Origin of the sequence: Alcanivorax sp., from assembly GCF_017794965.1 — a bacterium.
In the GTDB taxonomy this organism is placed as follows: domain Bacteria; phylum Pseudomonadota; class Gammaproteobacteria; order Pseudomonadales; family Alcanivoracaceae; genus Alcanivorax.
In genome coordinates this window covers 3,207,639-3,222,109 of sequence record NZ_CP051240.1, presented here as the reverse complement: position 1 = coordinate 3,222,109, position 14,471 = coordinate 3,207,639, and the positions used below count along the sequence as shown (strand labels likewise).

The 14,471-nt window shown below is 61.4% G+C and carries 8 protein-coding genes; 2 read left to right on the top strand and 6 right to left on the bottom strand.

The window, feature by feature from the left end; all coding sequences use genetic code 11:
• Positions 1-86 precede the first annotated feature (86 nt).
• The 4 genes from HF945_RS14080 to HF945_RS14065 all read right to left on the bottom strand — a co-directional run bounded on the left by HF945_RS14080 (position 87) and on the right by HF945_RS14065 (position 8,335).
• Positions 87-2,432, bottom strand: coding sequence for a Tex family protein (locus HF945_RS14080; RefSeq protein ID WP_290523198.1), 2,346 nt, complete (start codon positions 2,430-2,432; stop codon positions 87-89).
• A gap of 160 nt (positions 2,433-2,592) precedes the next feature.
• Positions 2,593-2,955: a response regulator gene (locus HF945_RS14075; RefSeq protein WP_290523197.1), complete on the bottom strand. Its 363-nt coding sequence runs from the start codon at positions 2,953-2,955 to the stop codon at positions 2,593-2,595.
• Positions 2,956-3,435: 480 nt separating this feature from the next.
• Entirely contained in the window at positions 3,436-7,044 is a 3,609-nt protein-coding gene (locus HF945_RS14070; protein WP_290523196.1) for an efflux RND transporter permease subunit, read from the bottom strand.
• Complete coding sequence (locus tag HF945_RS14065) at positions 7,037-8,335, bottom strand: HlyD family efflux transporter periplasmic adaptor subunit (protein ID WP_290523195.1); 1,299 nt, start codon at positions 8,333-8,335, stop codon at positions 7,037-7,039. The genes HF945_RS14070 and HF945_RS14065 overlap by 8 nt, the downstream gene beginning before the upstream one ends.
• 241 nt (positions 8,336-8,576) lie before the next feature.
• Here HF945_RS14065 and ompR point away from each other — a divergent pair, with 241 nt between their 5' ends.
• Both ompR and HF945_RS14055 read left to right on the top strand, forming a co-directional pair.
• Positions 8,577-9,287 (top strand): two-component system response regulator OmpR, encoded by a 711-nt coding sequence (gene ompR, locus HF945_RS14060; RefSeq protein ID WP_290523194.1) that lies wholly within the window; start codon positions 8,577-8,579, stop codon positions 9,285-9,287.
• Between the two features lie 93 nt (positions 9,288-9,380).
• Positions 9,381-10,697 carry an ATP-binding protein gene (locus HF945_RS14055; protein ID WP_290523193.1) on the top strand — a complete coding sequence of 439 codons (1,317 nt, stop codon included), beginning with the start codon at positions 9,381-9,383 and terminating at the stop codon, positions 10,695-10,697.
• Positions 10,698-11,478: 781 nt separating this feature from the next.
• On the opposite strand, the gene HF945_RS14050 is transcribed toward HF945_RS14055, so the two are convergent.
• Both HF945_RS14050 and HF945_RS14045 read right to left on the bottom strand, forming a co-directional pair.
• A complete protein-coding gene (locus tag HF945_RS14050; RefSeq protein WP_290525365.1) occupies positions 11,479-12,411 on the bottom strand; it encodes an IS110 family transposase in 933 nt (310 codons plus the stop codon).
• Between the two features lie 710 nt (positions 12,412-13,121).
• Positions 13,122-14,339, bottom strand: coding sequence for an MFS transporter (locus tag HF945_RS14045; protein ID WP_290523192.1), 1,218 nt, complete (start codon positions 14,337-14,339; stop codon positions 13,122-13,124).
• Positions 14,340-14,471: the final 132 nt, after the last annotated feature.

Here is a 14,471-nt window from a genome sequence, read left to right as displayed (position 1 = left end):
CGGCGGCGGGTGTGACGGTAATCCGACAATCATGGGGCAATCCCGTGACGCTGGGAAGTCAGCGCCCGGGTGCGTGAAGTTAAAGGCTACAGGCGTTTTTTGCCCTTCTTCTGATCTTCCTTGGCCTTGGCGAACAGGTCGGCAAAGGTGCCGCCGCCCTGTTGCGGCTGACCGCCACCGCGCTGGGGCTTGTTGCCTCCGCCGCGGCGCTGGCCGCCACCAGGGCGGGCGCCGGCAGGACGTTGGCCGGCGGCCTTTTCCTGGGGCTGGTCGTCCATGCGCATGGTCAGGCTGATGCGTTTGCGGTCCAGATCCACCTCCAGCACCTTCACCTTGACGATGTCGCCGGGCTTGACCACGGTGTGCGGATCTTCAACGAACTTGTCGGACAGCGCGGACACATGCACCAGACCGTCCTGGTGAACACCGATGTCCACGAAGGCGCCGAAGTTGGTCACGTTGGTTACCGTGCCTTCCAGGATCATGGAGGGCTTCAGGTCCTTGAGGGTTTCCACCCCTTCCTTGAACACCGCCGCCTTGAATTCCGGGCGAGGATCACGACCGGGTTTTTCCAGTTCGCTGAGGATGTCGGTGACGGTGGGCAGGCCGAAGCTGTCATCGATGAAGTCGGCGGCATTGACCTTCTTCAGGAAGGGCACGTCACCGATCACTTCCTTGAGCGGTCGCTCGTGCTGGGCGGCGATCTTTTCCACCACCGGGTAGGCTTCCGGGTGCACCGAGGAGCCATCCAGCGGGTTGGCGCCGTTCATGATGCGCAGGAACCCGGCGGCCTGTTCAAAGGTCTTGTCGCCCAGGCGCGGCACCTGCTTGAGGTCGTCACGGCTGCCAAAGGCGCCGTTCTTTTCCCGGAAGGTGACGATGTTGCCGGCGATGGTGCTGTTGAGGCCGGCAATGCGGGACAGCAGCGGGGCGCTGGCGGTGTTCACGTCCACGCCCACGGAGTTCACACAGTCTTCCACCACCGCATCCAGGGAGCGGGACAGTTTCACCTGGCTCACGTCATGCTGGTACTGGCCTACCCCGATGGCCTTCGGATCGATTTTCACCAGCTCGGCCAGCGGGTCCTGCAGACGACGGGCGATGGACACGGCGCCACGGAAGGATACATCCAGATCAGGGAATTCCCGGGCCGCGGTTTCGGAGGCGGAGTACACCGAGGCGCCCGCTTCGGAGACCATGATCTTCTGGATGTTGCCCTTGCTGGCCTTGACCACTTCACCGGCCAGCTTGTCGGTTTCGCGGCTGGCGGTACCGTTGCCGATGGCGATCAGTTCCACCTTGTGCTTCATGCACAGGGCGGCCAGTACGGACAGGGACTGGTCCCACTGATTCTTCGGCTGGTGCGGGAAGATGGTGGTGTGCTCCAGCAGCTTGCCGGTGGGGTCCACCACCACCACCTTCACCCCGGTACGCAGGCCCGGATCGAGGCCCATGGTGCACTTGGGGCCGGCCGGGGAGGCCATCAGCAGGCTCTTCAGGTTGCGGGCAAATACCTGGATGGCCTCTTCTTCGCCCAGCTCGCGCACGCGGCCCAGCAGTTCGGTTTCCAGGTGGGTGTTGAGCTTGATCTTCCAGGTCCAGCGCATCACTTCCTTGAGCCAGTCATCGGCGGCGCGGCCTTCGTGGTTCCAGCCAGACACGGCGGTGACCATGGACTCGCAGGGATGCGGGATCGCGGTTTCCAGTTCTTCCGGCAGCACCATGGAGACATGCAGGATGCCTTCATTGCGGCCACGGAACAGGGCCAGGGCGCGGTGGCTGGGGATGTCCTTGAGAGCTTCGCTGTGATCGAAGTAGTCGCTGAATTTGGCGCCGTCCTTTTCCTTGCCGTCGGCCACCTTGGCCTGGATGTGGGCCTTGTCCCACAGGTAGGTACGCAGGCGGGTAAGCAGCTCGGCGTCTTCGGCAAAACGCTCCATGAGGATCTGCTTGGCCCCGTCCAGGGCGTCCTTGGCGGAGGCGATCTTGTGATCTTCGTTCAGGTAGCCGCCGGCCAGTGCTTCCGGATCCTGGGTGGGATCATTGAGCAGGCTGTCGGCCAGTGGCTCGAGGCCGGCTTCCCGGGCGATCTGGGCACGGGTGCGACGCTTGGGCTTGTAGGGCAGGTAGAGATCTTCCAGTCGGGTCTTGGTGTCGGCCGCCTTGATGGCCTTCTCCAGCTCGGGAGTGAGCTTTTCCTGCTCGGCGATGCTCTTCAGGATGGCCTCGCGGCGTTCTTCCATCTCGCGCAGGTAGCGCAGCCGCTCTTCCAGATTCCGCAGTTGGGTGTCATCCAGCCCGCCGGTTACCTCTTTGCGGTAACGGGCAATAAAGGGGACAGTGGCACCTTCGTCGAGCAGGCCGACGGCGGCGTTGACTTGTTGTACCTGACAGCCGATTTCCTCGGCGATGATCTGTTCAATACTACGCATGTTGATTCCTGGCTTGCATGCCTGCAGTGCCGGCGTATCAGCGTGCCGCGTGCAAGCGTTCTTCAAAAACGAAAACGACCGGAATCATAGGGAATGATGCCGGTCGTTAACAGATTGACTTGTATGGGCTGCTGTGGCTTGGATCTGGCGGCGCCGGGAGTTATCCCAGTGCCTTGTTGATCATGGCCACCAGCTCCGCCTCCACCGGCGGTTTGACCACATAACCAAAGGCGCCCTGGCGCTCGCCCCATACCTTGTCGGTTTCCTGGTCCTTGGTGGTGACCAGAATCACCGGGATGGCCTCGGTGTTGGGATCACGGGTGATCTTGCGGGTAGCCTGGAAGCCGTTCAGTTCCGGCATCACCACATCCATCAGAATCAGATCAGGCTGTTCCTCGCGTGCCTTGTCTACGCCTTCCATGCCGTTGGTGGCGGTCACCACGCTGTGGCCCTGGCCTTCCACAATCTTCACCAGGTTGGTGAGTTGCGTGGGGGAGTCATCCACTACAAGGATTTTTGCCATCGTGCTCTCCTGAAACCCGGCCATCCGCTGTGGTGGCCTGTCTTGTTATGGTCATGCAGTGCGATCAATTCACCATCATATCAGCTGAATGACGGCGGGTAATCTGTCGAATTTGGGCAGGCATTGTGACGCAAAATGTCGCCTAAAGCAGCTGCAAGCTGCAACGCGGAGCAGGTGGGTGCCATTCGTTTGCCGCTATGCCCGCGCATCAGGTCTGGATTAAAGGCTTTTTTGCCACAGAGGTCACAGCGTTCACTGAGGGAAAAGGTTTCGCGTGCAAGCACGCTCCCCACAAAAAGTCGAGAGTAGGGGGATAATCCCCACTCTGGAATTGCTGTGGTAAATCCATTCTTTCAGCGATTGTGTGTCCGCCAGGCCTCTGACCTCGCCAAGGCCCAGATCGCTTGCAGGCTGGCTCCCACAGCGGCTACAGGTTGAGGGGCTGTGTGGCAAAGCCCCTTTCCGCGTTGTAGCTCGTTTCTATCTCGTCAGGGTGCTGGCGCTGCGGCGGGTCCAGAACAGTAGTGGCAACATGATCAGGCCATACCACAGGGTGCTGTTGGCCAGGGCCCAGTAGGACGCCGCCAGCTCGGAACCGGTGTCGCCGGCCCAGGGGGCCAGGATGGCGATCAGCAGACCGCCGATACCGGTGAGCAGCAGCCAGCGACGAGCGCTGGCAGGAGCCGTGTGTCTGCGCGTGAAAAGCTGCCACAGGAACAGGGCGCCGAAGGCGGTCATGGCCAGCCAGATTCCCCCAACGGGGATGGCCACCAGCCACTGACCGGCCTTGCCCGCCTCGATAAGGGGCGGGAGCAGGCCGAGCAGTTTCAGCAGCAATAAGGGTCCGAGCAGCATGACCCACCAGAGGTGCCCGCCCAACCCTTGCGGGCCGGGTTGTTGGCGGTAGTGCTGCGGGTCAAACCGCCACAGCCGTTGTGCCAGGGTGCCCCAGTTGCCGGGGGCGAAATGGTGACTCAGTCCCTGCACGCGATCCCGCTGTTCCTCGATGATCATCAGCATGGATGGCACCACCAGCAGGATCAGGGCGGTGCCGAACAGCAGGCCGAATACCAGACTCACGGCCATGGGCTTGAGGAACTGGGCCTGCAGGGAGGTCTCGAACAGGATAGGCGTCAGGCCGGCCACCGTGGTGATGGAGGTGAGCAGCACCGCGCGCAGACGTCGTACACAGGCCTCCACAATGGCGTCGAAACGGTCCATCCCCTCGGCAATCAGTTGCTTGTAGAAACTGACCAGCACGATGGAATCATTGACGATGATCCCGGACAGGCCGAACAGCCCCATGGCCGAGAACATGGAAAACTTGATGCCGAAGGGAGCGGTAAGCAGATGCCCGATCACGGCGCCGGTGAGACCGAAGAAGATGGCGGTCATGATGGCCAGCGGCCAGGAATAGGAGCTGAATACCCAGGCCAGCACAATGTAGATGATGGCCAGACCGAGCAGGGCGCCGGTGGCCATGTCACGCATGTTGTCAGCCTGTTCCTGCAGCTTGCCTTCGTAGCCCACGCCCACCCCGTAGCGGGCCTGAAGGCCGGGCAGGGTGCCGGCTTTCAGGTCCTCGATGATGGCGTTGGCGTTGCCCTGTTCCGGGTCCAGATCCGCATACACGGTGACGGCCATTTCGCCATCCACCCGGCGCAGCAGATCCACCCCTTTGCGGGCGTCAAAGCTGACCACATCGCGCAGGGGAACCGCATCGCCCTGGGGAGTAATGATGGGAAGGCGCTCAATGGCACTGAAGCGACGGCGTTCGTTGTCCGGCAGCATGACCCGGACCTCGATTTCCTCGTCCTGCTCGTTGTAGAGCTGCGCCAGGTTACCGTCGAAGGCGGAGCGCAGTTGCCCGGCCACATCATTGAGTGACAGTCCCAGTGAGCGCCCCAGGGGGGTGAGTTCGAAGGTGAGCTGTTCCTTCCCGTAGGGCAGGTCATCATCCACATTGCTGACCCCGGAAAACTCCCGCAGCCGTTCCTGCAGGGCCATGGAGGCTTCCTTGAGGACGGGTGCGTCGTTGCCGGTCAGCTTGATCTCGATGGGCTTGCCCGGTGGGCCGGCCTCCGGCTGGGCAATAAGAAGCTGCTCCAGGCCTGCGGGCAGCACCACCTTGTCGCGCCAGTGCTGGATGAAGGTGTCGTTGCTGATTTCCCGGTCGGGTCCGGTATAGACCTCGACCATCAGGGTGCCGTATTCGTCGCCGCTCTTGTTCTGGGCGCCGCCCGGGTTGGGGAAGCCGGAGGCGGCGCCATGGTGCATGATCGAGGTGAGCACCAGGTGTCCGCCCAGCTCTTCGTTGGTGATATAGAGGGTTTCTTCCAGATGATCCAGAAACTGGTCGACCCGGGTTTGATCGGTGCCGGAGGTGAACTGGGCAATGGCACGTATCTGGTCACCGTCCACCGGCGGGAAGAAGGTGAATTTGAGCCAGCCGGTGGCCACCACCGCCAGAGCCAGCACAAAGGCGCAGATCGCAGACACGCTGACCAGGTGCCGGTTGCGCACCGCCCAGTGCACCAGGGGGCGGAATTTTTCGTCGCGAATCCGGTTGAAGCCGGTATCGATGCGTTGGCGCAGGCCGCCAGTCTTGATCTGCAGGCCGCGGAAGCTGTGATGCAGGTGACCGGGCAATACCAGAAAGCATTCCAGCAGCGAGGCCATGATCACGCAGATCATCACGAAGGGGATGTCGAACGCGATCTTGCCCATGGCGCCACTCATCATGCCCAGCGGCAGGAAGGCGGCCATGGTGGTGGTGGAGGAGGCGACCACTGGCCAGAACATGCGCCGGGCTCCGCCCAGGGCCGCCCGGTGGGCGGATTCCCCCTGCTGCAAATGAGTGAGGGTATCTTCGCCGACCACAATGGCATCATCCACGATCAGGCCGAGGGCGAGAATCAGGCCGAACAGGCTGATCATGTTGATGGTGCCGCCGAACATCCACAGCAGCCCCAGTGTAGCCATGAACGATACCGGGATGCCCACGGTGACCCACCAGGCCACCCGGGCGTTAAGGAAAAAATAGAGGGTAAGAATGACCAGGACCAGGCCGGAGATGCCGTTCCACAGCAGTGTGGAAATACGGTCTTCCACCAGTTTCCAGGCCTGGGAGTGGAAGGTCAGGGTGACCCCTTCCGGCAGGGAGGCCTGGCGAGCATGGCCCCAGCTGAGAATCTTGTCTGCCAGCTCGAGCATGTCGTCGTCTTCGCCGCGCATGGCCTGCAACTCAATGGCCGGGTCGCCCTGCCATGTCAGGGTGGGCTGGTCGTCGCGGGGGCGTCGTTCAATAAAGGCCACGTCGCCCAGGGTCAGTTGCTGACCGTCGGCGGTGGTGATCAGGGGCAGTTCCGCAAAGGCCTTCTCGTCACGTCGCTGGCCCAGGGCGCGTAGCTGCTTGGCCGCGTCATCTCGGCCCACGGTGCCGGCGGGGGTGTCCTGGCTGAAACTGCGCACCCGGTTGGCAATGTCGCCCAGGGTCATGCGCAGGTCGTGGAGCGTGCCGGAGGGCACCTGGATGGCCATTTCCTCTTCCGGCATGCCGGAAAACTCCACCTTGCCGACCCCCATGGCCAGCAGCTCATCCTCCATTTCCCGGGCCAGATGGCGCAACTCTTCCAGGCTGCCCTGCTCGGAGGTGAGCAGGATACTGGTGACCAGCGAGTAGCGGGTGATCTTCTGGATCACCGGTCGTTCGGCGTCCTGGGGGAGGTTGCGGATGGAATCAATGCGCTGGCGGACTTCGTCCAGCGCCAGCCCCAGATCAGAGCCCGCCTCCAGTTCGATAAAAATGGCGGCGGCCCCCTGCTGGGAGCGGGCAATCAGTTTCTTGGTGTTGGGCAGGGTCTTGAGGGCCTGCTCGATGGGGATGGTAATGGAGCGTTGTACGTCCTCCGGGCTGGCGCCTCGCCAGGGCACCGTAACGCTGACGTAATCGAACTCGAAGTTCGGAAACATCTGGGTGTTGAGCCGGTTCAACCCCAGCAGCCCCAGCATCAGCATCAACAGCATCAGCAGGTTGGCGGCCACCTTGTGGCCGGTAAAGCTGGCGATCAGGCTGCCGGACTCACTCACCCTCTATCTCCTGCGCCGAGGGTGAGCTGTCGGTGTCCGCATTGCTGCCGGGGGCCGGGCGGGCGTCCACCGGCAGGCCGACAATGGCCTGGGGTAACTGGGTGGTCATGACCCTGTCGCCCTCGGCAAGATCCGGTGCTCGCAGCAACAGCAGTGGCTGCTCTCCGCTGATGGCTTCCCCCACGATCTCGGCATCCACCCGCTGCAGTCGGTTTTCGTCATCGATGCGATACAGACGGTTGAGGCCGTGCAGGGCGGTGGCCGGCAGGGCCAGCAGCTGATCCCGGCTGGGCAGGGTGAGGGTAATGGTGATCGGCCGGCCCAGCGCCGCCGCCGGTGCCCCGTCCACAAACTCGAACAGGCCATCAATGCCGCCCCGGGCATCGGCGGCGTCACCGGCCAGCCGTTTGAGTTTGAGTGCCAGCGTCTGGCCTTCCAGCACTGTGGTGGCGGTGAGTGCTTTTTCCACCAGGCCATCACGGACCGCGGGCAGGTGACGGTTGGGGATCTGGGCTCGCACTTCCAGGTCGGTATTGGCAAACAGGCTAACCAGCGGCTCGCCCGGGCGTACCCGCTCACCGGGCGCCACCGCCAGATTGGTCACGGTGCCATCAAAGGGCGCTTCTACCCGGGTACGGCTCAGGTCGATGTCGGCCTGTTTGAGCTGGGCTTCACTGCTGGCCAGCCGGGCTTCCATCCGGGCCAGTTCGTTGCGGTAATCATTGACGCTGAGCTGGCGCTGGGCCAGCGACAGGTCCGCTCTGGCCTTGGCTTCCTCAGCCTGGTCGAGCTGGGTCTGTGAGACCAGGTTCTTGCCGCGCAGGGATTGCAGGCGTTCCAGGTTGTTGTTGGCCAGCTGCGCCAGTTTCTTTTCCAGGGCCAGGTTCTGCTTGTCGCTATCGTAGCGCAGCCGGGTGGTCTCCAGCTGGGCGCGGGCTTCGTCACGGGCGGCCCGGGCCCGATCCCGTGCCAGGGCGGCTTCGGTGTCGTCCAGCTGGATCAGCAGGTCGCCTTCGTTGACACGGTTGCCGGCACGCACCGGGATGTCGGCCACATTGGCGGTGACCACGGCGGTCAGACTGGCGGCACGGGGGGACTGGACCCGGCCGAACAACTGGATTTGCGGCGAGTGGGCGGCGGGTTCGGCCAGCACGAAGCGAACCCGGTCGTGATGATCGCTGATGTCACGGGTGTCTGCTGCTGGCTTGAACACCGACAGCAGGATAATGGCGGCAAGGGTGCCAAGAATGACACGGGGGACCGGGGGAATCTGTTTCAGGCGCTCTCGCAAGGTTGCGTCCCTTTTTGATAATAATTTTCAGGCTCTGAACTGTAGCGGCTCTGTCAGGCTCTGCCCAGAGGTCCCAGTGATGGCCGGGTGCCCGCTTCGGCAATGTTTGCAAACAATCTTGTCATGCCATTTTCTTGCACGTTCGCAGCATAATACGTAAATCTTGGCCGCAGGAGCACGTCTTGATCTGCTCTTTGTCATTTTGCTCCTCTGCGCAAGAGCTGTTTCCCAGGGAGGTCCAGTGAGCGAACAACAAGACAAGATTCTCGTCGTCGATGATGATGCCCGCCTGCGCAGCCTGTTGCAGCGCTTTCTGGAAGAGGCGGGGTATGCCGTCAAGGCGGTGGCGGATGCCGAACAGATGGACCGCGCCCTGTCCCGTGAAATCTACTCATTGATGGTACTGGACCTGATGCTGCCCGGGGAAGATGGCTTGTCCATCTGTCGCCGACTGCGTGACGCCGACAATGCCCTGCCGATCATCATGCTCACGGCCAAGGGCGATGATGCCGAGCGCATCGAAGGTCTGGATGCGGGGGCGGATGATTATTTGCCCAAACCTTTCAATCCCAAGGAACTGGATGCGCGCATCCGTGCCGTATTGCGTCGTCATGTGCGGGAGCTGCCGGGGGCGCCCAGCAAGGAAGAGGGCCAGGTCAGCTTCGGTCCCTGGACCCTGGATCTGGCCAACCGCACGCTGACCCGTGATGGCGACCCGCAGGGGCTGACCACTGGCGAATTCGCAGTGCTCAAGGCGCTGGTGCAGAACCCCCGCGAGCCACTCACCCGTGACAAGCTGATGAGTCTGGCTCGGGGCCGGGAATGGTCCGCCATGGAGCGCTCCATTGATGTTCAGGTTTCCCGCCTGCGCCGCCTGCTGGAAGACGACCCCTCCAAACCCCGCTACGTGCAGACGGTATGGGGGGTGGGTTATGTGTTTGTGCCTGATTGAACGCATGACGCAGGACGCCGGATGCACGACGCCTGAAACCGGGCGTTCTTTTCAGCGTCGGGCGTCAGGCGTCCAGCCTCTGGCGATCTATTCATGAAATTCTATCCCCGCACGGCCTTTGTCCGTTCTGCCATTGTTGTCGGTCTGGTCATTGGTATCAGCCAGGCGTTGACCCTGTGGTTTTTTGCGCGCAATGCCTATCTGCCCGGCATTCGTGAATACGCACGCCTGACCGTGCTGCAGGCGGAATTGGCATTCAACGAAAACGGGGAAGAGGATGCCCGGCTGGCTGGCCGTCTGGCCGGTGCCACCAGCATTGAAGTGGCCACTCCAAGCAATCTTCATCAGGGAACCATGCTGTTGTCACAGCCAGTGGTCAGCCGTTTCCGGGAAGAGCTGGAGCAAATGCTGGAAGAGCCGGTGACGGTGCGACTGGAGGATAACCGTCAGCCTGTCCTGTGGGTGAGTGCGCCTTCGTTTCAGGGGAACTGGCTGCGGGTGCCCATGGAGTTCTTCCGCGATTACGACCGTTATCTGCTGTTGGGATGGGGGGTGACGGTACCGTTGCTTGCCATCATTGGTGGTCTGCTGATTGCGCGGGGGCTCAACCTGCCGCTGCGACGGCTGGCCAGGGTGGCGCTGAAAGTGGGGCGCGGTGAAGCGGTGCCCGTGCTGGATACCACCCTCGGGCCGGAAGAAATCCAGGCGGTGAATGCGGCCTTCAACCGCATGACCAGCGATCTGCAACAGGCCCAGCGTGATCGCGCCCTGTTGCTGGCGGGGGTCTCCCATGATCTGCGCACTCCCCTGACCCGACTGCGGCTGTCTGCGGAATTCATGCAGGATGAGGAGCTGGCCGGGGGGATCATCGAGGATATCGAGGACATGGATGCCATCCTCGATCAGTTCATTGCCTTCATTCGTGACGGTGCTGATGAAACCCCGGACTTTGAGAACCTCAATGGCCTGATTCAGGAAGTGGCGGGCAAGTACCCGGCAGAACAATTGCGGTTCCAGCTGGATGATCTGCCCCGCATGATGCTCAAGCGCCTCACAGTCAAACGTATGCTGGCCAACCTGATCGGCAATGCGCTCAAGTACGGCGCGTCTCCGGTGGAGATCCGTACCGCAGTGCAGGACAACGTGGTGGTGCTGACTCTGCGTGACCATGGCAAGGGCGTGAAGGAAGAGGACATGCCGCTGCTGTTGCAGCCGTTCTCCCGGGGAGAGAAGGCGCGCACCCTCAGTGGCAGTGGTCTGGGGCTGGCCATCGTGAAACGGATTGTGGACATGCACCACGGCGAGATGTCCCTGGCCAACCACCCCCACGGTGGCTTGCTGGTTACCGTGCGCTTCCCGGTCACCGGCCAGTTTGTGCAACCGGAGTCGCTGTCTGCCGGGGTGAGATGAGTGGACGCTCGACGCTGGATGCCAGATGCCTGACGCTAAAACCCGGGCCGCAGCAGCCTTGAGGTGCTGAGGCCCAGGCAGGGCTATTCTGCCCCGGAATGAAAGAAGCCTAAATCCGCAAGATGTCCCCAATATTGTTTTTCTTCCCTCTGCTCTCGATTTTGACTTTTCTCACAGCTCGTAGCTTCTAGGTAGCAGCCAGCGGCGCAGGTGGGGTTATTGCCGCGGGTTTGCGGCATTCCGCAGGTAACCGAAGGGATATTCTTTGTTGGGTTTTGTTGAGTGTGAGGCGGATCACGGTTTGTCACCGGCAAGCGGCGCATCCTCGAAATCAATGAAGGCCATTCGTGCCGGCGTTTCAACCGGAAACCCGTTGAAATCGACCGTCTGGCCAGTAGCCGTAAACCAGGGATTGTGTTTACGCGCAACCCTGCATATAACAATGCCTGGAAACACAACAAGATAACGAACGGCCTGACAAATATACGTATTACAAGCGGGCCGGGAGCGAACAAAAGGACTTGGGAGAGCTCATCATGACCTGTCTTAAAAACGGGCACACGCCCCGTATTGCCTCACCACCCCACACATTTTTCTGCTGATTCCATCATGCGGGTTCTGCCGTTAACGGTTGATCCATGACGTGTTGTGAATGCCGATAACCTGTTGCCCCCTGGCACAGGTCGCTTGGCCGCACCTTTGTGCGGCCTTTTTTTGGTTCATCGCGGATTTCCGGGAAAGCCCCACCTTTCCGTAGGAGATTCTATGTTGTCCACCCCTTTTATGAGGCAGGCATAGATACGTAGTCAGTACGGCTCTTCATCAGCGCGAAGGCGATACGGACCAGCTTACGTGCGAGGATGACCAGGGCCTGCGTTTTCGCCAGGCCACGGTCGAGATAACCTTGGTAGACACCCGCCCAGCGGGCGCTTTTACGAGCGGCCATGGCCGCACAGTAAAGCAGTCTGCGGGTCTCTGAGTCGCCTTTTTTGGTCAGCTTGCGTTTTCCCGTTCTGGTGCCGGAGTCCTTTACATGGACATCCATCCCCAGGAAGGCGACGAAGGCGTCGCTGTTGCGGAAGTCTCCTCGCAGGAAGGCCATGACCAAGGCGTAAGCCGTCAGATCGCCCACACCTTCCAGAGATTTGCAGCGTTGTACCTGATCGCAGAGCCCTGCCTCTCTTACGGTGTTGCGAAGATGCTTCTGGATTAGTGTATCCAGACTGTTGATCTGTGAGATCAGCCTTGTCAGGCTCGCCTTGAGAATCTTTTCGCCACCCAGGCTCTGTTGGATCATGGTTCGCGCCTTGATCAGCGCCGCGCGGCGGCGTAGCAGTGTCTGCAGTGTTCGATACGCCTTGGGCGGCGGGCTCCAACGGCGCAGATCCTCCTTCTCTCTCTGCAGATGGCGGGCAAGCAGCTGGGCGTCAGAGGCGTCTGTTTTAGCTCGGCCGCCTGTTCCCTTGCGGTAGCTGCTGAGACGTGAAGCATCAATGACGTAAATGTGGTGCCCTTTGGCATGGGCCAACTCGATGACTGCCATGTGGTAAGTCCCTGTGGCCTCAATGGCGATCTCACAGGAGCATGGCAGGCTCTTGAGCCAGTGTTTAATGGCTTTGGGGGTGTTCTCGATGGTGAACGTCTGGCCCTGGAAATGAATGACCAACTCGGCCTTGGCGACGTCGATGCCGACGATAGATCTTGCTACTTGCATTGCCACTGAACTGCCCCTTGAGCTAGGTTACACATGCTTGTCGGGGCGCACCTAAACGCTGGCTTGCTGGTATCGTCGGTCTGAGGTGCAACTCAGCCGATGGATTCTTTATCGGCGTATGAATAGGTGCGGGGTGGGGCCAAGTCTCCTACCGTCTGTACCCTGAGGTCAGATGCGTCGTTGGTCCCTCCACCCCGGCAAGTCCTGCATCATTGCAGGAGAGGCATTCAAACATACAAGCGTCGTTGGCGGCGCGATTTCAGACCAGGATCAAAAACGTTTTCACCACAGAGATCACGGAGATCATGGAGGAAAGCGATTGTTTTAACTCCGTGATCTCTGCGACCTCTGTGGTAAAACTGGCTTTGCTGCTTGTGTGGGAAGTTCAGCTTGCTGAACGAATGCTGATGCAGACCAGGGCACGCTACCAGAATCTTCGTTCAGCAAGCTGAATCTCACACCAGACATCGATTTCACCCGGGCGAAGTAAAGCGCTGGAATCGCGCCGCGGCGCTCTTGCGGGAAGGGAGGAGGATCGAACCAGGCTTTCGCGCAAAACTGCGATGAACCTTTTTTATCGCCGATCCGAGGCTGCTGTGGGAGCTTGCTTGCAAGCGAAGGAGGGGGGAACCTTCGTTTGCAAGCAAACTCCCACAAAACAAAAAATAACGGGTAACGCTGCGCAGATGCCCTTGCTTCTGATGCGGGCGTCAGACCACCGGTTCTGCGCTGGCAGCGGTTTTGGTGCCTGCCGGTTTGCGCTGTTTCAGGCTGCGACCGGCGAAGAAGATCAGCAGGCCGCCGATGGCCAGGGCGGCGCCCACCAGGCCGGTGGTGGACCAGACTGCGCCGCTCTTGACGGTGACGCCAGCCAGCCAGGCACCCAGCGCATTGGCCATATTGAAGGCGGCGTGGTTCATGGAGGCCGCCATGGTCTGCCCGTCACCGGCCACATCCATCAGGCGGGTCTGCAGGGCAGGGCCCATGGCCATGCAGGTGCCGACCAGTGCCACAAACACAATGCCGGCGATGACGTGATCGGCAGCGAAGAAAAACCCTGCCTGCACCAGTACGCACCAGCCCAGAATCAGCGGAATGGCACGCAGCAAATTGCCGTCTGCCAGTCGCGCGCCGACCAGATTGCCGATGATGGTGCCGATGCCGAAAATCATCAGCACCAGGGGCCCCCATCGTTCCGCCATGCCGGCCTGCTCGGTCAGGGTGGGCATCACATAGCTGAACACCGCGAACATGCCGCCGAAGCCGATGCTGGCTACCCCCAGAGTGAACAGTAGTTGCTGGTTGAACAGGGCAGAGAGTTCCCTTGCCGGGCTGGCCATTGGGTCTACCGCCTGACGGGGCACCCACAACCAGATCAGGAAAGCGGTCAGCAGGGCGATCACGCCGACACCGGTGAAGGCAATTTCCCAACCGAACAGGTTGCCGGCCCAGGTGGCCAGGGGGGCGCCCACCAGAATAGCCACGGTGAGACCGCTCATGACCCGCGCAACGGCCCGGGCCCGTTTGTGGTAGGGCACCGCAGAGGCCGCCACCAGGGCAGCCACGCCAAAGTAGGCGCCATGGGGGAGGCCGGCCAGGAAACGCAGCACCACAAAGGTCTGAAAATCTGCGGCGAAGGCACTGGCCACATTGGCCACCGCGAACACCAGCATCAGGCAGATCAACAGGGCGCGGCGGGGCAGGCGGGCGGACAGGGCCGAGATCACCGGAGCGCCCAGTACCACCCCCAGCGCATAGCTGCTGATGGCATAGCCCACGTCGGCGGGAGACACCTGCAAGTCGGTGGCCACCCGGCTGATCAGCCCCATGATGACGAACTCGCCACTACCGATACCGAACCCTCCCAGGGCCAGTGCCAGGGAGAGAAAAAGTACGCGTTTGGGGGATAGAACTGTGCCGGAAGACATGGCGGCTCCAGGGCGTCATGACGAAAAAAAGGCCGGCGATTCTACATGGCGAAAAAATAACCGTCACCCCCTGTGGGGCAAGGAAATGATGAGTGGTTTCCGGGGGCTTTTGGGGTGTGGGGAGCAGGCAGT

Excerpts from the sequence above, each read along its gene's own strand:
- HF945_RS14080 (WP_290523198.1), bottom strand. The coding sequence starts at position 2,432 with ATGCGTAGTATTGAACAGATCATCGCCGAGGAAATCGGCTGTCAGGTA.
- HF945_RS14045 (WP_290523192.1), bottom strand. The coding sequence starts at position 14,339 with ATGTCTTCCGGCACAGTTCTATCCCCCAAACGCGTACTTTTTCTCTCC.
- HF945_RS14050 (WP_290525365.1), bottom strand. The coding sequence starts at position 12,411 with ATGCAAGTAGCAAGATCTATCGTCGGCATCGACGTCGCCAAGGCCGAG.
- HF945_RS14075 (WP_290523197.1), bottom strand. The coding sequence starts at position 2,955 with ATGGCAAAAATCCTTGTAGTGGATGACTCCCCCACGCAACTCACCAAC.
- HF945_RS14055 (WP_290523193.1), top strand. The coding sequence starts at position 9,381 with ATGAAATTCTATCCCCGCACGGCCTTTGTCCGTTCTGCCATTGTTGTC.